Genomic DNA, 22,643 nt, shown 5'->3' on the forward strand with positions numbered 1-22,643 from the left:
TCTGCGTTTCGCAATCCGTGAAGGCGGCCGTACCGTAGGCGCGGGTGTTGTTGCTAAAGTTATCGCTTAATCGCTGATAACATTTGACGCGACACGCGGTAAAAGGGCATCATTTGATGCCCTTTTTCTACGCTGTGAACTAGAACCTATCTCATCAGCGATTTTGCAGTCATAATCATTGGTGAGATGGGCTCTTAAACCGTATTGACTGAAATACGTCATAGCGTAAACACCGAGTGCTGTTTAGCAGCATCTGATCGGTTTGGTTTGCCTCGCTTTGCGAGGCAAAGTTGTTTGTTCTGAATCATAAGTGACAGGTTGGTTTATGAGTGCGAATACCGAGGCTCAAGGGAGCGGGCGCGGCCTGGAAGCGGTTAAGTGGCTGATTGTCGCCGTTCTGTTGGTTGTGGCTATTGTCGGTAATTATTACTACCGTGATTTCAGCCTGCCATTGCGCGCGCTGGCTGTTGTAGTGGTTATTGCTGTTGCGGGCGCCATTGCCCTGATGACCACCAAAGGCAAAGCTACCGTAGCGTTTGCGCGTGAAGCGCGTACCGAAGTCCGTAAAGTGATTTGGCCAACCCGCCAGGAAACGCTACATACCACGTTGATCGTCGCCGCGGTAACTGCCGTGATGTCACTGATTCTGTGGGGGCTGGATGGCATTCTGGTCCGTTTGGTATCGTTTATTACTGGCCTGAGGTTCTAAAATGTCTGAAGCTCCAAAAAAACGTTGGTACGTCGTTCAGGCGTTTTCCGGTTTTGAAGGTCGCGTTGCACAATCGCTGCGCGAGCACATCAAACTGCATGATATGGAAGAGCTGTTCGGCGAAGTTATGGTGCCTACGGAAGAAGTGGTTGAAATCCGTGGCGGTCAGCGTCGCAAGAGCGAGCGCAAGTTCTTCCCCGGCTATGTGCTGGTGCAGATGGTGATGAACGATGCCAGCTGGCACCTGGTGCGCAGCGTGCCACGCGTGATGGGCTTCATCGGCGGCACTTCCGATCGCCCGGCGCCTATCAGCGACAAAGAAGTCGACGCCATCATGAATCGTCTGCAGCAGGTGGGTGACAAGCCACGGCCGAAAACGCTGTTCGAACCAGGCGAACTGGTGCGTGTCAACGACGGTCCATTCGCCGACTTCAATGGCGTGGTTGAAGAAGTTGACTACGAGAAGAGCCGCCTGAAAGTTTCAGTTTCCATTTTCGGCCGTGCTACGCCGGTGGAACTGGACTTCAGCCAGGTTGAAAAAGGCTGATTGAATAATCAGCAATACAGGCCGAATTGATGCTTGTAAGAGGCGTGAAATTGAACTACAATTTCGCGCCTTTTGTTTTTAGATGCCTTGCTCAGCATGATGAGCGGGGTGAAACACGGGGAGCCTCTTGCGAGGCGATACTACCCAAACGAGGAAATTTACATGGCCAAGAAAGTACAAGCCTACGTTAAGCTGCAAGTTGCAGCTGGTATGGCTAACCCGAGCCCGCCAGTCGGTCCAGCTCTGGGTCAGCAAGGTGTTAACATCATGGAATTCTGTAAGGCGTTCAATGCTAAGACTGACAGCGTTGAAAAAGGCCTGCCGATCCCGGTTGTTATTACCGTTTATTCTGATCGCTCCTTCACTTTCGTTACCAAAACCCCGCCAGCAGCAGTACTGCTGAAGAAAGCGGCTGGTATCAAGTCTGGTTCCGGCAAGCCGAACAAAGACAAAGTTGGTAAAGTGACTCGTGCGCAGGTACGTGAAATCGCAGAAACCAAAGCTGCGGACATGACTGGTTCTGACGTTGAAGCGATGACTCGCTCCATCGAAGGTACTGCTCGTTCCATGGGCCTGGTAGTGGAGGATTAAGAGATGGCTAAGCTGACCAAGCGCATGCGCGTGATCCGTGACAAAGTTGATGCTACTAAACAGTATGACATCACCGAAGCTGTTGCTCTGCTGAAAGAGCTGGCCACCGCTAAATTCGTAGAAAGCGTTGACGTTGCCGTGAACCTCGGCATCGACGCGCGTAAATCTGACCAAAACGTTCGTGGTGCTACCGTTCTGCCACACGGTACCGGTCGTTCAGTTCGCGTTGCCGTATTTGCCCAGGGCCCTAACGCTGAAGCTGCTAAAGCAGCTGGCGCAGAGCTGGTAGGTATGGAAGATCTGGCAGACCAGATCAAGAAAGGCGAAATGAACTTCGACGTGGTTATTGCTTCTCCGGATGCAATGCGCGTTGTTGGCCAACTGGGCCAGGTTCTGGGCCCACGTGGTCTGATGCCAAACCCGAAAGTGGGTACCGTTACTCCGAACGTTGCTGAAGCAGTGAAAAACGCTAAAGCAGGCCAGGTTCGTTACCGTAACGACAAAAACGGCATCATCCATACCACTATCGGTAAGGTTGATTTCGAGTCAGACAAACTGAAAGAAAACCTGGAAGCTCTGCTGGTTGCGCTGAAAAAAGCAAAACCATCTCAGGCTAAAGGTATGTACATCAAGAAAGTTAGCCTCTCCACCACCATGGGTGCTGGCGTTGCTATCGATCAAAGCGGTTTGTCTGCCGCAGCGAACTAATCGTTTAACGATTAATCGCTTTGACTTGGGGCAAATTTTCACCTAGAATCTTATGCCCCAAGGTTTTGCTATAGGCGAATCGTCAATAGCGGGACAACAGAATTTTCGGTTGGAGCCTGGCCTAATCCAGGCCTCCGTCCAAGACCGCAGGTGTATCGAAAGATACTTAATCTTCCTGCGTAGACGGTGACAGAGCCTAAAGAAATTTTTTAATGAATGTCTTTGCTGGATTCTGCTCACCGTGTTAAGCCGCTCGGCATGGCGCTTTTGCAAGGTGCCGAGTGAAGTGAGTTCCGGGGTATTCCCCCGGCTAATCCAGGAGCAAAAAGCTAATGGCATTAAATCTTCAAGACAAACAAGCGATTGTTGCTGAAGTCAACGAAGTAGCCAAAGGCGCGCTGTCTGCGGTTGTTGCGGATTCCCGCGGCGTTACCGTAGATAAAATGACTGAACTGCGTAAAGCAGGTCGTGAAGCTGGCGTTTACATGCGTGTTGTTCGTAACACCCTGATGCGTCGCGTAGTTGAAGGCACTCCATTCGAATGCCTGAAAGACACGTTTGTCGGTCCTACCTTGATTGCATTCTCTAACGAACACCCGGGCGCTGCTGCTCGTCTGTTCAAAGAGTTCGCGAAAGCGAATGCAAAGTTCGAGGTTAAAGCTGCGGCCTTTGAAGGTGAGCTGATCCCTGCGGCACAAATCGACCGCTTGGCAACTCTGCCTACTTACGATGAAGCAATCGCACGCCTGATGGCAACCATGAAAGAAGCCGCTGCCGGCAAATTGGTTCGTACTCTGGCTGCTGTGCGCGATCAGAAAGAAGCTGCATAAGCCGCTCTTTCTTAGCCTTTGCTAACGTATTTACACTATTTCTGAATTTTAGGAACAATTGTTATGTCTATCACTAAAGACCAAATCCTGGAAGCAGTAGCAGCTATGTCCGTAATGGACGTTGTTGAGCTGGTTTCCGCTATGGAAGAAAAATTCGGCGTTTCTGCTGCTGCCGCTGTAGCTGTTGCTGCAGGTCCAGCTGAAGCTGCTGAAGAAAAAACTGAGTTCGACGTTGTACTGTCTGCTGTTGGTGGCAACAAAGTTGCTGTTATCAAAGCAGTACGTGGCGCAACCGGTCTGGGCCTGAAAGAAGCTAAAGACCTGGTAGAATCTGCTCCAGCAGTACTGAAAGAAGGCATCAGCAAAGACGACGCTGAAGCTCTGAAAAAATCTCTGGAAGAAGCTGGTGCTTCTGTTGAAGTTAAATAAGTTTAACTTCTCAGAGTACAGTCTGGCTTAACAGACTGATGGCTGGTGACTTTTTGGTCACCAGCCTTTTTGCGCTGTAGGGCGTCAGTAGAGTTTCACACTGTTTGGCTACTGGCTAACCCCAATATTTTTTTCTATCGACGACTTAATATACTGTCCTTCCTGCCGCAGCCGAATCTGCCGCACAGCACAATGAAATGATTTAAGAGTGATAGAAACAGGTATTGCGGAAAGTGTTCCCGCTTTCCGGTCGACAAAATGGTGTTGCATGAACTGTCCTATTCGGACGGACAGAGTGGGTCACTGATCAGCGAGCTGAGGAACCCTATGGTTTACTCCTATACCGAGAAAAAACGCATTCGTAAGGATTTTGGTAAACGTCCACAAGTTCTGGACATACCATATCTCCTTTCTATCCAGCTTGACTCGTTCCAGAAGTTTATCGAGCAAGACCCAGAAGGGCAGTACGGCCTTGAAGCCGCATTCCGTTCTGTATTCCCAATCCAGAGCTACAGTGGCAATTCGGAGCTGCAATACGTTAGCTACCGTCTTGGTGAGCCGGTGTTCGACGTCAAAGAGTGCCAGATTCGTGGTGTGACGTTCTCTGCACCGCTGCGCGTCAAACTGCGCCTGGTAATCTACGAGCGAGAAGCACCGGAAGGTACGGTTAAAGACATCAAGGAACAAGAAGTCTATATGGGCGAAATTCCGCTCATGACCGACAACGGTACCTTTGTGATCAACGGTACTGAGAGGGTTATCGTATCTCAGCTGCACCGCAGCCCTGGCGTGTTCTTCGACAGCGATAAGGGTAAAACCCACTCATCGGGCAAGGTGCTGTATAACGCACGTATTATCCCTTACCGTGGTTCCTGGCTGGATTTCGAGTTTGACCCGAAAGACAACCTGTTCGTGCGTATTGACCGTCGCCGCAAACTGCCTGCGACCATCATTCTGCGCGCGCTGAACTACACCACCGAGCAGATCCTGGATCTGTTCTTTGAAAAGATTACGTTCGAGATTCGTGATAACAAGCTGCAGATGGAGCTGGTTCCAGAGCGTCTGCGTGGTGAGACCGCTTCGTTTGATATCGAAGCCAACGGCAAGATCTACGTAGAGAAAGGCCGTCGCATCACCGCTCGTCATATCCGTCAGCTTGAAAAAGACGAAATCCAGAGCATTGAAGTACCGGTTGAGTACATCGCGGGCAAGGTTGTCGCGAAGGACTACATCGATACCAATACCGGCGAACTGATCTGTAGCGCCAACATGGAGCTGTCGCTGGATCTGTTGGCCAAACTGAGCCAGTCAGGCCACAAGCGTATTGAAACGCTGTTCACCAACGATCTGGACCACGGTGCGTACATTTCTGAAACCGTACGCGTCGACCCGACTAACGATCGTCTGAGCGCGCTGGTAGAAATCTACCGCATGATGCGTCCTGGTGAGCCGCCAACGCGCGAAGCCGCTGAAAGCCTGTTCGAGAACCTGTTCTTCTCGGAAGACCGCTACGATCTGTCTGCGGTTGGCCGTATGAAGTTCAACCGTTCCCTGCTGCGCGACGAGATCGAAGGTTCGGGTATCCTGAGCAAAGACGACATCATTGAAGTGATGAAGAAGCTCATCGATATCCGTAACGGCAAAGGCGAAGTGGATGATATCGACCACCTCGGCAACCGTCGTATCCGTTCCGTTGGCGAAATGGCAGAGAACCAGTTCCGCGTAGGTCTGGTTCGTGTTGAGCGTGCGGTTAAAGAGCGTCTGTCACTGGGCGATCTGGATACCCTGATGCCTCAGGACATGATCAACGCCAAGCCGATTTCGGCGGCGGTGAAAGAGTTCTTCGGCTCCAGCCAGCTGTCTCAGTTTATGGACCAGAACAACCCGTTGTCAGAGATCACGCACAAGCGTCGTATCTCCGCATTGGGCCCAGGCGGTCTGACCCGTGAACGTGCCGGCTTCGAAGTGCGAGACGTACACCCGACTCACTACGGTCGCGTATGTCCAATCGAAACGCCGGAAGGTCCGAACATCGGTCTGATCAACTCCTTGTCCGTGTACGCACAGACCAACGAGTATGGCTTCCTGGAAACCCCGTACCGCCGCGTGCGTGACGGCGTGGTTACCGATGAAATCAACTACCTGTCTGCCATTGAAGAAGGCAACTTCGTTATCGCCCAGGCGAACTCCAACCTGGATGAAGAAGGCCGCTTCGTGGAAGACCTGGTCACCTGTCGTAGCAAGGGCGAATCAAGCCTGTTCAGCCGCGACCAGGTTGACTATATGGACGTATCGACCCAGCAGGTTGTCTCCGTTGGTGCTTCACTGATTCCGTTCCTGGAACACGATGACGCCAACCGTGCATTGATGGGTGCGAACATGCAACGTCAGGCGGTTCCTACCCTGCGTGCTGACAAGCCGCTGGTTGGTACCGGTATGGAACGTGCCGTCGCCGTTGACTCCGGCGTTACCGCCGTAGCCAAGCGTGGCGGTGTGATCCAGTACGTGGACGCTTCCCGTATCGTTATCAAGGTTAACGAAGACGAGATGTACCCGGGCGAAGCAGGTATCGATATTTATAACCTGACCAAGTACACCCGTTCCAACCAGAACACCTGCATCAACCAGATGCCGTGTGTCAACCTGGGTGAGCCAATCGAGCGCGGCGACGTGCTGGCAGATGGCCCGTCCACCGATCTGGGTGAACTGGCACTGGGTCAGAACATGCGCGTCGCGTTCATGCCGTGGAACGGCTACAACTTCGAAGACTCCATCTTGGTCTCCGAGCGCGTGGTACAGGAAGATCGCTTCACTACCATCCATATTCAGGAACTGGCGTGCGTGTCTCGCGATACCAAGCTGGGGCCGGAAGAGATCACTGCCGACATCCCTAACGTAGGTGAAGCAGCGCTCTCCAAACTGGATGAGTCCGGTATCGTGTATATCGGTGCTGAAGTGACCGGTGGTGACATTCTGGTTGGTAAGGTAACGCCGAAGGGTGAAACCCAGCTGACGCCAGAAGAGAAACTGCTGCGCGCGATCTTCGGTGAGAAAGCGTCTGACGTTAAAGACTCTTCTCTGCGTGTACCAAACGGCGTTTCCGGTACGGTTATCGACGTGCAGGTCTTCACCCGCGATGGCGTGGAAAAAGACAAGCGTGCGTTGGAAATCGAAGAGATGCAGCTGAAGCAGGCGAAGAAAGACCTGACTGAAGAACTGCAAATCCTGGAAGCCGGTCTGTTTGCACGTATCCATGCGGTGCTGGTTGCCGGCGGCGTTGAAGCTGAGAAGCTTGCCAAGCTGCCACGCGATCGCTGGCTGGAACTGGGCCTGACCGACGAAGACAAGCAAAACCAGCTGGAACAGCTGGCAGAGCAGTACGACGAACTGAAATCCGACTTCGAGAAGAAGCTGGAAGCCAAGCGTCGCAAGATCACTCAAGGCGACGATCTGGCACCTGGCGTGCTGAAAATCGTCAAGGTGTATCTGGCGGTCAAACGTCAGATCCAACCGGGTGACAAGATGGCAGGTCGCCACGGTAACAAGGGTGTTATCTCCAAGATCAACCCGATCGAAGATATGCCTTACGATGAAAACGGCACGCCGGTTGACATCGTACTGAACCCGCTGGGCGTACCATCACGTATGAACATCGGTCAGATCCTGGAAACCCACCTGGGTATGGCTGCCAAAGGCATCGGTGAGAAAATCAACCAGATGCTCAAGCAGCAGCAGGAAGTGGCCAAACTGCGTGAGTTCATCCAGAAAGCGTACGATCTGGGTGATGACGTTTGCCAGAAAGTTGACCTGAACACCTTCAGCGATGACGAAGTATTGCGTCTGGCCGAGAACCTGAAAAAAGGTATGCCAATCGCAACGCCAGTGTTCGATGGTGCGAAAGAAACTGAAATCAAGCAACTGCTGGAAATGGGTGGTATCCCGACTTCTGGTCAGATTACGCTGTTCGATGGCCGTACCGGTGAGCAGTTCGAGCGCCAGGTTACCGTTGGCTATATGTACATGCTGAAACTGAACCACTTGGTTGACGATAAAATGCACGCCCGTTCAACCGGCTCTTACAGCTTGGTTACTCAGCAGCCGCTGGGTGGTAAAGCGCAGTTCGGTGGTCAACGCTTCGGTGAGATGGAAGTGTGGGCGCTGGAAGCATATGGCGCGGCTTACACCCTGCAGGAAATGCTTACCGTTAAGTCGGATGACGTTAACGGGCGTACCAAGATGTACAAAAACATCGTGGATGGCGATCACCGCATGGAACCAGGCATGCCGGAGTCCTTCAACGTACTGTTGAAAGAAATCCGCTCGCTCGGTATCAACATCGAACTGGAAGACGAGTAATCGTCGTTCCGGCTCTGGCTCCCGGCCTTAGGGAGCCAGAGGGTGGTTGTTCAGGTCACACGGGTACCCACGACGGTTGTGGGTACCCAACAGGTTTAACTCCGACAGGAGCCAATCCGTGAAAGACTTATTGAAGTTTCTGAAAGCGCAAACTAAGACCGAAGAGTTTGATGCGATCAAGATTGCTCTGGCATCGCCAGACATGATCCGTTCGTGGTCGTTCGGTGAAGTTAAGAAGCCGGAAACCATTAACTACCGTACGTTCAAACCAGAACGTGACGGCCTTTTCTGCGCCCGTATCTTTGGGCCGGTAAAAGACTACGAGTGCCTGTGCGGCAAGTACAAGCGCTTGAAGCACCGTGGCGTGATCTGCGAGAAGTGCGGCGTTGAAGTGACCCAGACCAAAGTGCGTCGTGAGCGCATGGGCCACATCGAACTGGCTTCCCCGACTGCGCACATCTGGTTCCTGAAATCACTGCCATCGCGCATCGGTTTGCTGCTGGATATGCCACTGCGTGACATCGAACGCGTACTGTACTTCGAATCCTATGTGGTGATTGAAGGCGGTATGACCAACCTCGAGCGCCGTCAGATCCTGACTGAAGAGCAGTATCTGGACGCGCTGGAAGAGTTTGGTGACGAGTTCGACGCTAAAATGGGTGCCGAAGCCATCCAGGCCCTGTTGAAAAACATGGATCTGGAAGCCGAATGCGAACTGCTGCGTGAAGAGCTGAACGAAACCAACTCCGAAACCAAACGCAAGAAGCTGACCAAGCGTATCAAGCTGCTGGAAGCGTTCGTTCAGTCTGGTAACAAGCCAGAGTGGATGATCCTGACCGTGCTGCCGGTACTGCCGCCGGATCTGCGTCCACTGGTTCCGTTGGATGGTGGCCGTTTCGCGACCTCGGATCTGAACGATCTGTATCGCCGCGTCATCAACCGTAACAACCGTTTGAAACGCCTGCTGGATCTGGCTGCGCCTGACATCATCGTGCGCAACGAAAAGCGTATGCTGCAAGAAGCGGTAGACGCCCTGCTGGATAACGGCCGTCGCGGTCGTGCGATCACCGGTTCCAACAAGCGTCCTCTGAAATCTTTGGCCGACATGATCAAAGGTAAGCAGGGGCGTTTCCGTCAGAACCTGTTGGGTAAGCGCGTCGACTACTCCGGTCGTTCGGTTATCACCGTCGGTCCATACCTGCGTCTGCACCAGTGTGGCCTGCCGAAGAAAATGGCGTTGGAGCTGTTCAAACCGTTCATCTACGGCAAGTTGGAACTGCGTGGCCTGGCCACCACCATCAAAGCCGCCAAGAAAATGGTTGAGCGCGAAGAAGCCGTCGTTTGGGATATCCTGGACGAAGTCATCCGCGAACACCCGGTACTGCTGAACCGTGCACCAACGCTGCACCGTTTGGGTATCCAGGCATTCGAGCCGGTACTGATCGAAGGCAAGGCCATCCAGCTGCACCCGCTGGTTTGTGCGGCATACAACGCCGACTTCGATGGTGACCAGATGGCCGTTCACGTACCGCTGACGCTGGAAGCCCAGTTGGAAGCGCGTGCGTTGATGATGTCGACCAACAACATCCTGTCTCCAGCGAACGGCGAGCCAATCATCGTTCCTTCTCAGGACGTTGTATTGGGTCTGTACTACATGACTCGCGACTGTGTTAACGCCAAGGGCGAAGGCATGGTGCTGAGCGGCCCGAAAGAAGCCGAGCGTATTTACCGCGCTGGCCTGGCCTCTCTGCATGCGCGCGTCAAAGTGCGTATCACCGAAGAGATCAAGAACACCGAAGGCGAGTCTGTACACCAGACTTCGATCATCGACACCACCATTGGTCGAGCCATCCTGTGGATGATCGTACCAAAAGGTCTGCCGTATTCGATCGTTAACCAGCCTTTGGGTAAGAAAGCGATCTCCAAGATGCTGAACACCTGTTACCGCATCATGGGTCTGAAGCCGACCGTTATCTTTGCTGACCAGATCATGTACACCGGTTTTGCCTACGCTGCCCGTTCCGGCGCATCCGTTGGTATCGATGACATGGTTATCCCGGCGAAAAAAGCCGAGATCATCGAAGAAGCGGAAACCGAAGTTGCCGAAATCCAGGAGCAGTTCCAGTCTGGTCTGGTAACCGCGGGCGAACGCTACAACAAGGTGATCGATATCTGGGCTGCGGCTAACGAACGCGTTGCCAAGGCGATGATGGAAAACCTGTCGGTAGAAGACGTGGTTAACCGTGACGGTGAAGTGGAACAGCAGGTTTCCTTCAACAGCATCTTTATGATGGCCGACTCCGGTGCACGTGGTTCCGCCGCTCAGATTCGTCAGTTGGCCGGTATGCGTGGCCTGATGGCGAAACCGGACGGCTCGATCATTGAAACGCCAATCACCGCGAACTTCCGTGAAGGTCTGAACGTACTCCAGTACTTCATCTCCACGCACGGTGCGCGTAAAGGCTTGGCGGATACCGCACTGAAAACGGCAAACTCCGGTTATCTGACCCGTCGTCTGGTAGACGTCGCGCAGGATCTGGTTGTCACCGAAGACGACTGTGGCACTCACAACGGCATCCTGATGACTCCGGTTATCGAAGGTGGCGATGTGAAAGAGCCGCTGCGTGAACGCGTTCTGGGTCGTGTAACGGCAGAAGATGTGCTCAAGCCGGGTACGGCAGACATCCTGGTGCCGCGTAACACCCTGCTGAACGAGAAGACCTGTGACCTGTTGGAAGAGAACTCTGTCGACAGCGTTAAAGTCCGTTCCGTGGTGAGCTGTGAAACCGACTTCGGCGTGTGCGCCAACTGCTATGGTCGTGACCTGGCACGTGGCCACATCATCAACAAAGGTGAAGCCATCGGCGTTATCGCGGCACAGTCCATCGGTGAGCCGGGTACCCAGCTGACGATGCGTACGTTCCACATCGGTGGTGCGGCATCTCGTGCGGCTGCCGAATCCAGCATTCAGGTGAAAAACAAGGGTAGCATCAAGCTGAGCAATGCCAAGTTCGTGATGAACGCGGCCGGCAAGCTGGTGATCACCTCGCGTAACACCGAGCTGAAGCTGATCGACGAATTCGGTCGTACCAAGGAAAGCTACAAGGTGCCTTACGGTGCCGTGATGGGCAAAGGTGACGGTGCAGAAGTTAATGGCGGCGAAACCGTTGCTAACTGGGATCCGCACACCATGCCGGTAATCAGTGAAGTGAGCGGTTTCATTCGCTTCGCCGATATGGTTGACGGCCAGACCATTACTCGCCAGACCGACGAACTGACCGGTTTGTCTTCCCTGGTGGTACTGGATAGTGCAGAGCGTACCGGTAGCGGTAAAGATCTGCGTCCGGCGCTGAAGATTGTTGACGCCAAAGGCGACGACGTACTGATCCCAGGCACCGATATGGCTGCCCAGTACTTCCTGCCAGGCAAGGCAATTGTACAGCTGGAAGACGGCATTCAGATCGGTGCGGGTGATACCCTGGCGCGTATTCCACAGGAATCCGGCGGTACCAAGGATATTACCGGTGGTCTGCCACGCGTTGCGGATCTGTTCGAAGCACGTCGTCCGAAAGAGCCGGCAATCCTGGCTGAAATCAGCGGGATTATCTCGTTCGGTAAAGAGACCAAAGGCAAACGTCGCCTGGTGATCACGCCGCTGGATGGCAGCGATGCCTACGAAGAGATGATTCCGAAATGGCGTCAGCTCAACGTGTTCGAAGGCGAACGTGTGGAACGCGGCGACGTGGTATCCGATGGTCCAGAGTCACCGCACGACATTCTGCGTCTGCGTGGTGTGCATGCGGTTACCCGCTACATCACCAACGAAGTGCAGGAAGTTTACCGTCTGCAAGGCGTTAAGATTAACGATAAACACATTGAAGTTATCGTTCGTCAGATGTTGCGTAAAGGCACCATCGTCAACGCTGGTGGCACCGAGTTCCTGGAAGGCGAACAGGCTGAAGTGTCTCGCGTCAAGATTGCCAACCGTCAGCTTGCTGCCGAAGGCAAAATCGAAGCGACCTTTACACGTGACCTGCTGGGTATCACCAAGGCTTCCTTGGCGACCGAGTCGTTCATCTCTGCCGCATCGTTCCAGGAAACGACGCGCGTTCTCACCGAAGCGGCCGTGGCCGGTAAACGTGATGAACTGCGTGGCCTGAAAGAAAACGTCATCGTTGGCCGCCTGATCCCGGCGGGTACCGGTTACGCTTATCATCAGGACCGTATGCGTCGTCGTGCCCTGGGTGAAACCCCGGTTGCACCACAGGTGAGCGCGGAAGAAGCGTCGGCCAACCTGGCTGAACTGCTGAATGCCGGCAACCTGGGCGGTAACGACGACCAATAAGTCATCGCTATCCCTGGCTGCACATTAAGCAGTAAATGACCAAAGCCCTGGCTATCCTAGCCGGGGCTTTTTGTTGTACAGTGCTGTAAAGTTAAAATAACGGGATAGGCATGGACACCTCAACAACGGTCAGCGTCGCTGCTCCAGCGGATCGCGATATACCCACACAAAACCAGTTAATTAGCCACTCGCCGGCGCGGGCACGTCGCGCGGCCTGGGGGAGCTTCGTCGGCGCGGTGGTCGACTGGTACGATTTTTTACTGTACGGAATAGTTGCCGCTCTGGTTTTCAACACCGAATTCTTTCCTCAGATAAGCCCGACGATGGGTACGCTGGCAGCGTTTGGCACCTTCGGCGTCGGTTTCCTGTTTCGTCCATTAGGCGGCATGGTATTTGGTCATTTCGGTGACAAGCTGGGCCGCAAACGCATGTTGATGATCACCGTCTGGATGATGGGGATTTCCACGGCATTGATTGGCCTGCTGCCGTCGTTTGACGCGATCGGCTGGTGGGCGCCGGTGCTACTGGTGACGCTGCGCGCGATACAGGGTTTTGCCGTCGGCGGAGAGTGGGGCGGGGCGGCCTTGCTGGCGGTAGAAAGTGCACCGAAAAAGAAAAAGGCTTTGTATAGCAGCGGTGTGCAGATTGGTTTTGGCGTCGGGTTACTATTGGCTACCGGCTCGGTATCGCTGGTAAGCCAGTTCACTTCGGACGCGGCGTTTATCAGTTGGGGTTGGCGCTTGCCGTTTATCTTCAGCCTGGTGCTGGTCGCTATCGCCTGGTGGATCCGCAACGGCATGGATGAGTCACAGGAGTTCGAGGCCAATAAAACCTTGCACGACAGGGCGGAAAAAATACGCCGTTTCCCGATTTTTGAAGCCTTGCGCCAGAATCCCAAAGCCTTCTTGCTGATTATCGCCCTGCGTTTTGGCGAATTGTTGACGATGTATATCGTGACGGCTTTTGCCATGAACTACTCCACCACTCATCTTGGCCTGTCACGCGATATCTTTCTCAATATCGGCTTGCTGGTGGGGGCGGTCAGCTGCGTATCGATCCCGTGTTTTGCTTACCTGGCCGATCGCTTTGGCCGGCGGCGGATATACGTTACCGGGGCGTTAATCGGTGTCGTCAGCGCGATACCGTTTTTCATGGCGTTAGAGAGCCGCAATACCCTGTTGATCGTTTTCTTCGCCATCATGCTCGGCAATATGGCCCATGACATGCTGGTCAGCGTGCAACAGCCGATGTTTACCGAACTGTTCGGTACCGCCTACCGTTACAGCGGCGCAGGGGTTGGTTATCAGGTCGCCAGCGTGGTCGGCGGCGGTTTTACACCGTTTATCGCCGTGTTGCTGGTGCAGTTTATGGGCGGTTCCTGGCACCTGGTGGCGGCCTATTTGGCTATGGGCTGTCTGCTTTCGGCCATTGTCGGGATGAGAATGAAGCCGCAGGTAGCAGAGTAACGGTTCTCGTTCCGCGAGCGATGTGCGCCTGCTGATTTGCGGTCAGCGGAAGATAGACTCTGGTGCGCGTTGCGCCCGGCGTGGGCGGGGTACCCCGGTTGGCTTCGGGAATGATAGCCAACGGCGTCACTATAACGCCGCTGGTTTTTGATGCCAGCACGGTTTGAACAGGTTGCGCGGCGTTTCCAGTTACTTTGCTGGCCGCGCTGCAAACGTTGCGGCTTATTGCGTGACGCGTCCCAGGAAACTATCCCAATCCTTCCATACCGGTTGTAAACCGGCATCGCCGATCGCCTGCGCCACCTGCTGGGGCGAACGCCCGTCATGTGGTTCAAACTGCTCCAGTTCCGGTGCTACGTCATCGGCATAACCCCCTGGCTGGGTTTTCGAACCGGCGCTGACGCTATTGATTGCCAGCGGGATCACATGATCGCGGAAGTGGGGTGATTCGCGCGTCGACAGCGACAGTTCAACGTCGGGAGCAAACAGCCGGAATGCGCATATCAATTGCACCAGTTGCGCCTCGCTCATCAGCGATGCCGGTTCGATGCCGCCGGCACAGGGCCGCAGCCGCGGGAAGGAGATCGAATAACGGCTCTGCCAGTACGTCTGTTGCAGGTAAAACAGGTGTTCCGCCAGCATGTAGCAATCGGTCCGCCAACTGTTGGACAGACCGATGAGCGCACCGAGGCCGATCTTGTCGATCCCGGCCCGGCCAAGCCGATCCGGCGTTGCCAGCCGCCAATGGAAATCCTGTTTCTGCCCGCGCAGATGGTGCTGCAAATAGGTCGCCGGGTGGTAGGTTTCCTGATAAACCAGTACGCCATCCAGGCCCAGCGTTTTCAGTTCGGCATAATCCTCCTGCGACATCGGCTGTACCTCCATCATCAGCGAGCTGAAACGGGAGCGAATGTGCGGCAGGTGGCGGCGGAAATACGCCATGCCGACCCGAGTTTGATGCTCACCGGTGACCAGCAGCAGGTGTTCGAATCCCAGCGCCTTGATTGCCGTGCACTCCTGCTCGATTTCAGCGGCATCCAGAGTTTTTCGCTTAATGCGGTTACTCATCGAAAAGCCGCAATAAGTACAATCATTGGCGCACAGGTTGGACAAATATAGCGGTACGTAAAAACTCACCACGTTGCCGAAGCGTTGACGAGTCAGCTGCTGGGCGCGCTGTGCCAGCGGCTCCAGATAACCGGCTGCGGCCGGTGAAATCAGCGCCATAAAATCGTCACGCGTCAGTTTTTCAGCATTGAGCGCGCGTTCGACGTCATGTGCAGTTTTACTATTGATGCGCAGGGTGATGTCGTCCCAATCCAGCTGTTGCCAGCGTTGACTGAAATCCTGAGTCATGGTCGCGCCTCCTCACTCTGGCTAAGAAACGCCGTCAGCGGGCTTGAGGCTACTGCACTGCGCTGGCGGCTGCCCAAACCGGCCTGGCGCGCCAGTTCGCCAGCTTCAAGCGCCAAACGGAATGCGTGCGCCATTTGCAGCGGATCGCGCGCCACGGCGATGGCGGTATTGACCAATACCGCATCCGCCCCCAGCTCAATGGCTTCCAGCGCATGGCTTGGCGCACCAATGCCGGCGTCCACCACCACCGGCACATTGGCTTGTTCAATGATGATCTCCAGAAAATCGCGGGTACGCAGTCCACGGTTGGAACCAATCGGCGCCCCCAGCGGCATCACCGCAGCGCAGCCGGCTTCTTCCAACCGCTTGCACAACACCGGATCGGCACCGCAGTAAGGCAGGACGACAAACCCCTCTTTGACCAGGGTTTCCGCCGCCTTCAGCGTTTCTATCGGATCTGGCAGCAGGTATTTCACATCCGGATGAATTTCGAGTTTTACCCAGTGGGTTCCCAGCGCCTCACGCGCCAGGCGAGCGGCAAATACCGCTTCCGCCGCGGTTTTGGCGCCGGAAGTGTTGGGCAACAGACGTACGCCAAGCCGTTGCAGCGGCGCCAGAATGGCATCGTTACCGCCGTGCAGATCAACGCGCTTCATAGCCATGGTCACCAACTGCGAGCCGGAAGCCTGCAGCGCGTCGAGCATCAAGGCCGGGGTGGCGAATTTGCCGGTGCCGGTAAATAAACGCGAGGTAAAGTGGGTATCGGCGATTTGCAGCATATCAGCCTCCGGCAATCGCTTGAAAAAGCAGGATGTCATCACCGTCTTGCACCCAATGGCTGTCCCATTCGGCACGCGGGATAATGGTTTGATTAATCGCCAGTGCGGTACCCGGCTGGTGGCGGTCGAGCTGTTCCAGCAACGCGCTGACGCTGAGGGGCTGCGCCAGTTCCAGCGGACTGTCGTTGAGCAGAATCTTCATTGCTGCCCTCCGCATATCGGGCAGCTACGCGCCTTGCTGAGTTGCAAGGTGCTCCAGCTGTGCTGCTTGCCGTCGAACAGCCGCAGTTTGCCGCTGAGCGCGGAAGGCATGCCTGCCAGCAGCTTGATCGCTTCCAGCGCCTGCAAGGTACCGATTACCCCTACCACCGGGCCAAGCACGCCGGCGGTACGGCAGTTACGCTGTGGCTCGGCATGTTCGGGGTATAGGCAGGCATAACATCCCTGGCTATAGGGCGGTTCGATAACCAGTAACTGGCCACTGAATCCAACCGCACTGCCGCTGATTAACGGCTTGCCGGCGGTGACGCAGGCCTGATTCACCGCGTGACGCGTTGTCATATTGTCGCTGCAATCCAGCACCAGATCGGCGCGGCGCACGGCAGCGGCCAGTTCTTCGCCGTGTAGACGCTGTTCCAGCGCGATCGACTCAACCAGCGGGTTCAACGCTTGCAGGTGGCGCTGCGCCAAACGCGCTTTGCCTTGCGGCACATCGGCGCTGCGATAGAGGATCTGCCGCTGCAGGTTGGTCAGGTGCAGCTTGTCGTCGTCGGCCAGCAACAGCGTGCCGACGCCGGCGGCAGCCAGATACAATGCGGCGGGCGAGCCGAGCCCGCCCAGGCCGACGATCAGCACGCTGGCGCGCTTGATGCTTTCCTGGCCTTGTGGGCCGATGTCTTCCAGCAACAGCTGTCGGCTGTAGCGTAAGAACTCCCGATCGTTAAGAGACGGAGAATTAAGCATGGTGTTACTCCTTGCCTTCGATCAACCGTAGCAGTTCGGCGGTGGCGGCACGCCAGTCCGCAGCCTGGGTGATGGCGCTGACCACGGCGATGCTGCCTACGCCGCATGCCAATACCGCCGGCACGCGATCGATGCCAATCCCGCCGATAGCCACCGTCGGGTAGTCAGCCAGCCCGGCGACGTGGCGCTTTAGCTCGGTCAGCCCCTGCGGTGCGGAGGGCATATCTTTGGTCTGGGTCGGGAAAATGTGCCCGAGCGCGATATAGGACGGCTTGACCGCCTTGGCGCGCGCCAGTTCGGCATCATCGTGGGTTGAAACTCCCAGGCGTAGTCCGGCCTGATGAATCGCCGCCAAATCGCTGTCGTCCAGATCTTCCTGTCCCAGGTGCACGCCATAAGCCCGGTGTTTGATTGCCAGACGCCAGTAGTCGTTAATGAACACCCGTGCCTGATAACGCTTGCCCAGAGCGATGGCGGTGGCGATATCAGCCTCAACTTGCTCTTCAGGTAAGTCTTTGATTCTCAGCTGAATGGTGGTGACGCCTGCCGCCAGCAGTCGTTCGATCCAGACGACGCTGTCGACCACCGGGTATAACCCGAGGCGATGCGGCGTCGCCGGAAAAGGCATGGTGATATCAGCCATTGTTGTCCTCCTGCAAGGCGCTTGCGCTGTGGTACAACTCACTGCCGCGCGAGCGAAATTCGGCGGACATTTTCTCCATGCCGGAGAGCACTTCAATCGGTTTGCCAGCTTGCTGTTCGGCGGCTTTATCTTGCGCGGCGGCGTAGTCGCGTACTTCCTGCGAAATTTTCATCGAGCAGAATTTCGGCCCGCACATCGAGCAGAAATGGGCGATTTTGCCGGATTCCTGCGGCAGGGTTTCGTCGTGGTAGGCACGGGCAGTGGCCGGATCCAACGCCAGGTTGAACTGATCTTCCCAACGGAATTCAAAGCGCGCCTTCGACATGGCGTTATCGCGGATTTGCGCGCCCGGATGGCCTTTGGCCAGATCGGCGGCGTGTGCGGCAATCTTGTAGGTGATCAGGCCCTGTTTAACGTCTTCCTTGTTGGGCAGACCCAGGTGCTCTTTCGGCGTGACGTAACACAGCATGGCGCAACCGAACCAGCCAATCATCGCCGCGCCGATACCGGAGGTGAAGTGGTCATAACCCGGCGCGATATCGGTGGTCAACGGCCCCAGGGTATAAAACGGCGCTTCGTGGCAGTGCTCGAGCTCTTCGGTCATATTGCGGCGGATCATCTGCATCGGCACGTGTCCCGGGCCTTCGATCATGACTTGCACATCGTATTCCCAGGCAATTTTGGTCAACTCACCCAGGGTGTGCAGTTCAGCAAACTGCGCTTCGTCATTGGCATCCTGAATCGACCCTGGGCGCAAGCCATCACCCAGTGACAGGGAAACGTCGTAGGCGGCGCAGATTTCGCAGATTTCACGGAAGTGCTGGTACAGGAAGTTTTCCTGATGGTGGGACAGACACCACTTGGCCATGATCGAGCCGCCGCGCGACACAATGCCGGTCAGGCGTTTGGCGGTCATCGGCACGTAGCGCAGTAAAACGCCGGCGTGAATGGTGAAGTAATCCACCCCTTGTTCGGCCTGCTCCAGCAGGGTGTCGCGGAACATTTCCCAGGTCAGGTTTTCTGCGACGCCGTTCACTTTTTCCAGCGCCTGGTAAATCGGTACCGTGCCGATCGGCACCGGGCTGTTGCGCAGGATCCACTCGCGGGTTTCGTGGATGTAGCGGCCGGTGGAAAGATCCATCACGGTATCGGCGCCCCAGCGGGTTGACCACACCAGCTTTTCCACTTCTTCTTCAATGGAGGAGGTAACCGCCGAGTTGCCGATATTGGCATTCACCTTGACCAGGAAATTGCGGCCAATGATCATTGGCTCGGATTCCGGGTGGTTGATGTTGGCCGGAATGATGGCACGGCCGGCGGCCACTTCTTGCCGTACGAACTCCGGCGTAATGTTTTCCGGCAGGTTGGCGCCCCAGCTTTGACCTGGGTGCTGCTGGCGCAAAACTTCACCGCGGATGCGCTCGCGCCCCATGTTTTCGCGGATGGCGATAAACTCCATTTCCGGCGTGACGATACCGGCACGCGCATAGTGCAATTGGGTGACGCATTTGCCCGGCAGGGCCTTGCGTGGTTGCGGCAGATGTTCAAAGCGCAGGTGATCCAATCCTTCATCTGCCAGACGTTGCTGGGTGAAACCGGAGCTGACGCCGTTCAGCGTTTCAGTATCATGGCGTTCGTCAATCCAGCCGGCACGCAGTTTGTTCAGTCCACGATGTACGTCCAACTGCGCTTGCGGATCGCCGTAGGGGCCGGCGGTGTCATACACCGGGATGGCTTCATTCTGTTCATACTGCGGCTGTTGTTTGCTGCCGCCGATCAGCGTCGGGCTGAGCTGGATTTCGCGCATTGGCACCTGCAGATCCGGTCGCGAGCCTTCGAGGTAAATGCGGCGAGAATTGGGGAAGGCGACGCCTTGCAGATTGTCGATAAACTGCTGCGCTTCTTCACGTTGTTCTTTACGAGGACGGTTTTTGTTCACATTAGACATAGCAAATTCCTACAAGTCGGGTGAGTTGGGAAAATTGCTTGTCTGGAGCTCGGAGGGAGTAACGATGTTAGCCGATCGGCAGGCGATTGCTGAATATTGGCTGCCTGCCGGCGGTGATTGATTACTCTTGTTCCCTTCGCGGGTATTAACCCGATCAGGTTCCGCGGATCCCGAATTAACGGTCTCAGCCTGGCCGACTTTTAAAAAAAGCGCGACGCTAGGCACTCCGACAAGAGCCCCCAGTATAGAAGGGCGTTTAAAAACTACAAGCCTCACGCGCATATTTCAGGATGGAGTGCGTGAGGCCAGCGGTTATTGTGCTGCCGCGCCAGGGCAGCAAGAAAAATCAGGCTGGATGGGACAGCGTTTTGTTACTGGCCGGGTCGGGGTTGTCCTGCTGCCAGGTCTCCGCCGCCAGCAGGATCAGACGATCCTCCAGCGCAAAGCGAGCGGCCAGCACTTCACCGATGTCTGACAGCGCCTGATGAAACTCCAGGCACAGATCCTGGTCGATCTCGATATCGGAATAGCGATCGTGAAACGCCATCACCTGCTCGGTGTTGATCCATAATTTGGGATAGATCTGGGTGGCCAGCGCCATTTTTGGGCTACCTGCGCCTTCCACTTGTTTGATAATTCTGTCATAGATATGAAAATGCCCTGCGGAGAGATAGTCCACCAGATTATGGCAAAAGTTCTCCAACGCTTTTTCATTCAGCGGCGTATGCTTTTCTTTGTTCGGTTTGATCCCTACGAGGGTGCAGTAGGCGACGAGTAACTGCTTGCGCGCCTCAAGCCATTGATCAACTAATTCATTACTACCACCAACGCGCTGAGTCAGGCTTTCCAAGTGGTTGAGCATTTTTGACTCCGTAAGTAAGAAAAAGTAACGGTAAGTTATGAAAATGTAACAAGACCGATTTCTAGAGTGCCAGTGAAGCTGAGGTTGTGCAACAACGATATGGAACTTGCATTAACGGGTAACGAATATGGCTGGTGGATAGTCAGCCATGAAAGCAAACTTTGGTTACCAAACGGTGAATTGCCGTTTGGGACTGCCGACGCGCTCGGGTTGCGCGGCCGTTCGGGGCGACAGATTGGCGAGTGGGAGGGGGCGCCGGTGTGGCTGGTGCGCCAGCCGATGCCGCAGGAGATGGGGTCGGTGCGGCAACTGCTCGATCTCGATCGCGGGTTGTTCCAGCTAGCCGGGCGTGGCGTTCAACTGGCCGATTTTTACCGCTCGCATCAGTTCTGCGGTTACTGTGGCCACCAAATGCACCTGAGCCGTACCGAAAGCGCCTGCCTGTGCGATAACTGCCGCGAACGCTATTATCCGCAAATCGCACCCTGCGTGATTGTCGCCATCCGTCGTGATGACGAAATCCTGCTGGCGCAACACGTTCGTCACCGTGGCGGTATTCATACCGTGTTGGCCGGATTTGTTGAAGTGGGCGAAACCCTCGAGCAGGCGGCAGCGCGTGAAGTGATGGAGGAAAGCAACATTCACATCAAGAATCTGCGTTACGTCACCTCACAGCCGTGGCCATTTCCGCATTCCCTGATGATGGCGTTTATGGCGGATTATGACAGCGGCGAGCTGCGCCACGATCCCAAGGAGCTGTTGCACGCCGGTTGGTATCGCTACGATCGGCTGCCGCTGTTGCCGCCGCCAGGCACCGTAGCGCGGCGTTTAATCGAGGACACCGTGGCCCTGTGCCGCGCGCAATGATGCGCTCGCGCGATGATGCCAGTGGCACGTCACGCTGGCTCCCTACGGACTGTGCCGCATCGCCGCGACCAGGCGGTTCACCGGGCATGGATCGGCCGTCGTGATGCATCTTCAATTATTTTGGGTATACAATAGCGGCAGATGAATAAGGGAGCCCGATAAATGAATGAGTTGAAAAACGATCGATACCTGCGCGCGCTGCTGCGCCAGCCGGTGGACGTCACCCCCGTATGGATGATGCGCCAGGCCGGTCGTTATTTACCGGAGTACAAGGCAACACGCGCTCAGGCCGGTGATTTTATGTCGCTGTGCAAAAATGCCGAGCTGGCCTGCGAGGTGACGTTACAGCCGCTGCGCCGTTATCCGCTTGACGCGGCGATCCTGTTCTCCGACATTCTGACCATCCCTGATGCCATGGGGCTCGGGCTCTACTTTGAAACCGGCGAAGGTCCGCGTTTCTCGTCGCCGATTACCTGCCGCGCCGAGGTAGAAAAACTGCCGTTGTTCGATCCGGAAGACGAACTGGGTTATGTGATGAACGCGGTACGCACCATTCGCCGTGAACTGAAGGGGCAGGTACCGCTGATTGGTTTCTCCGGAAGTCCGTGGACGCTGGCGACCTATATGGTCGAAGGCGGCAGCAGCAAGGCGTTTACCAAGCTGAAGAAAATGATGTATGCCGAGCCGCAGACGCTGCATCTGCTGTTGGATAAACTGGCGGATAGCGTCATTTTGTATCTCAACGCCCAAATCAGGGCCGGTGCGCAGTCGGTGATGGTATTCGATACCTGGGGTGGCGTACTGACCGGTCGCGATTATGCCGAGTTTTCACTCAATTACATGCATAAGATCGTTGACGGCCTGATCCGTGAGCATGACGGCAGGCGGGTGCCGGTGACGCTGTTTACCAAAGGCGGCGGCCAGTGGCTGGAAGCGATGGCGGCGACCGGCTGCGATGCGCTGGGCCTCGATTGGACCTGCGATATTGCCGATGCGCGCCGCCGGGTTGGCAATAAAGTTGCGCTGCAGGGCAACATGGATCCTTCCATGCTTTATGCTGCACCGCAACGCATCGAACAGGAAGTGGAAACTATCCTGGCTGGCTTCGGCCACGGCGAGGGGCATGTGTTTAACCTGGGGCACGGTATTCATCAGGACGTCCCGCCGGAAAACGCCGGCGTGTTCGTTGACGCTGTGCATGCGCTGTCGGCCAGGTATCACCGTTAACCTGATTCAAGGGGAGG

19 protein-coding genes and 1 riboswitch are annotated in these 22,643 nt (G+C 55.6%); of the genes, 12 read left to right on the forward strand and 7 right to left on the reverse strand.

All coding sequences use genetic code 11. The annotated features are described in order from the left end of the window. The 10 genes from ACCC84_RS22860 to shiA form a co-directional block, all read left to right on the forward strand. Positions 1-70: EF-Tu C-terminal domain-related protein (locus ACCC84_RS22860; protein WP_139806292.1), on the forward strand; the 70-nt coding region annotated here is incomplete at its 5' end. Positions 71-325: 255 nt separating this feature from the next. Next, positions 326-709, forward strand: a complete 384-nt coding sequence (gene secE / locus ACCC84_RS22865) for a preprotein translocase subunit SecE (RefSeq protein ID WP_004957730.1) — start codon at positions 326-328, stop codon at positions 707-709. A gap of 1 nt (position 710) precedes the next feature. Further along, positions 711-1,256 (forward strand): transcription termination/antitermination protein NusG, encoded by a 546-nt coding sequence (nusG, locus tag ACCC84_RS22870; protein ID WP_004929914.1) that lies wholly within the window; start codon positions 711-713, stop codon positions 1,254-1,256. 162 nt (positions 1,257-1,418) lie between these two features. Beyond that, positions 1,419-1,847, forward strand: coding sequence for a 50S ribosomal protein L11 (gene rplK / locus ACCC84_RS22875; RefSeq protein ID WP_015376316.1), 429 nt, complete (start codon positions 1,419-1,421; stop codon positions 1,845-1,847). Positions 1,848-1,850: 3 nt separating this feature from the next. Beyond that, positions 1,851-2,555, forward strand: a complete 705-nt coding sequence (rplA, locus tag ACCC84_RS22880; protein WP_004957738.1) for a 50S ribosomal protein L1 — start codon at positions 1,851-1,853, stop codon at positions 2,553-2,555. 332 nt (positions 2,556-2,887) lie between these two features. Continuing rightward, positions 2,888-3,385, forward strand: a complete 498-nt coding sequence (gene rplJ, locus ACCC84_RS22885) for a 50S ribosomal protein L10 (RefSeq protein ID WP_004957741.1) — start codon at positions 2,888-2,890, stop codon at positions 3,383-3,385. 63 nt (positions 3,386-3,448) lie between these two features. Then, positions 3,449-3,814 (forward strand): 50S ribosomal protein L7/L12, encoded by a 366-nt coding sequence (gene rplL / locus ACCC84_RS22890; protein ID WP_004957744.1) that lies wholly within the window; start codon positions 3,449-3,451, stop codon positions 3,812-3,814. A 327-nt stretch (positions 3,815-4,141) separates the two neighbouring features. After that, a complete protein-coding gene (rpoB, locus tag ACCC84_RS22895; protein ID WP_039992519.1) occupies positions 4,142-8,170 on the forward strand; it encodes a DNA-directed RNA polymerase subunit beta in 4,029 nt (1,342 codons plus the stop codon). Between the two features lie 118 nt (positions 8,171-8,288). Further along, entirely contained in the window at positions 8,289-12,515 is a 4,227-nt protein-coding gene (gene rpoC / locus ACCC84_RS22900) for a DNA-directed RNA polymerase subunit beta' (RefSeq protein WP_004957749.1), read from the forward strand. Positions 12,516-12,625: 110 nt separating this feature from the next. Next, positions 12,626-13,981 carry a shikimate transporter gene (gene shiA / locus ACCC84_RS22905; protein ID WP_233092477.1) on the forward strand — a complete coding sequence of 452 codons (1,356 nt, stop codon included), beginning with the start codon at positions 12,626-12,628 and terminating at the stop codon, positions 13,979-13,981. A gap of 222 nt (positions 13,982-14,203) precedes the next feature. Here shiA and thiH read toward each other — a convergent pair whose 3' ends face one another. From thiH to ACCC84_RS22940, 7 genes are all read right to left on the reverse strand, one after another. Continuing rightward, complete coding sequence (gene thiH, locus ACCC84_RS22910; RefSeq protein ID WP_004957755.1) at positions 14,204-15,337, reverse strand: 2-iminoacetate synthase ThiH; 1,134 nt, start codon at positions 15,335-15,337, stop codon at positions 14,204-14,206. Beyond that, positions 15,334-16,116, reverse strand: coding sequence for a thiazole synthase (locus tag ACCC84_RS22915; RefSeq protein WP_004957757.1), 783 nt, complete (start codon positions 16,114-16,116; stop codon positions 15,334-15,336). Before ACCC84_RS22915 ends, thiH begins: the two co-directional genes overlap by 4 nt. Before the next feature lies 1 nt (position 16,117). Further along, positions 16,118-16,318, reverse strand: a complete 201-nt coding sequence (gene thiS / locus ACCC84_RS22920; protein ID WP_004957761.1) for a sulfur carrier protein ThiS — start codon at positions 16,316-16,318, stop codon at positions 16,118-16,120. Further along, positions 16,315-17,079 (reverse strand): HesA/MoeB/ThiF family protein, encoded by a 765-nt coding sequence (locus tag ACCC84_RS22925; protein ID WP_198774128.1) that lies wholly within the window; start codon positions 17,077-17,079, stop codon positions 16,315-16,317. The genes thiS and ACCC84_RS22925 overlap by 4 nt, the downstream gene beginning before the upstream one ends. Positions 17,080-17,083: 4 nt before the next feature. Further along, positions 17,084-17,722: a thiamine phosphate synthase gene (gene thiE / locus ACCC84_RS22930; RefSeq protein ID WP_371902389.1), complete on the reverse strand. Its 639-nt coding sequence runs from the start codon at positions 17,720-17,722 to the stop codon at positions 17,084-17,086. Next, positions 17,715-19,670, reverse strand: coding sequence for a phosphomethylpyrimidine synthase ThiC (thiC, locus tag ACCC84_RS22935; protein ID WP_039991580.1), 1,956 nt, complete (start codon positions 19,668-19,670; stop codon positions 17,715-17,717). The genes thiE and thiC overlap by 8 nt, the downstream gene beginning before the upstream one ends. Before the next feature lie 114 nt (positions 19,671-19,784). Then, positions 19,785-19,909, reverse strand: a riboswitch (TPP riboswitch). A 107-nt stretch (positions 19,910-20,016) separates the two neighbouring features. Further along, a complete protein-coding gene (locus ACCC84_RS22940) occupies positions 20,017-20,532 on the reverse strand; it encodes an Rsd/AlgQ family anti-sigma factor (RefSeq protein WP_004957770.1) in 516 nt (171 codons plus the stop codon). 99 nt (positions 20,533-20,631) lie between these two features. Between ACCC84_RS22940 and nudC the strand changes: the two genes are divergently transcribed. Together nudC and hemE are read left to right on the forward strand one after the other, a co-directional pair. Further along, complete coding sequence (gene nudC, locus ACCC84_RS22945; protein ID WP_004957774.1) at positions 20,632-21,399, forward strand: NAD(+) diphosphatase; 768 nt, start codon at positions 20,632-20,634, stop codon at positions 21,397-21,399. A 162-nt stretch (positions 21,400-21,561) separates the two neighbouring features. After that, positions 21,562-22,626, forward strand: a complete 1,065-nt coding sequence (gene hemE, locus ACCC84_RS22950) for a uroporphyrinogen decarboxylase (protein WP_198774130.1) — start codon at positions 21,562-21,564, stop codon at positions 22,624-22,626. Positions 22,627-22,643: the final 17 nt, after the last annotated feature.

Source organism: Serratia odorifera, assembly GCF_041448735.1.
Classification (GTDB): domain Bacteria; phylum Pseudomonadota; class Gammaproteobacteria; order Enterobacterales; family Enterobacteriaceae; genus Serratia_F; species Serratia_F odorifera.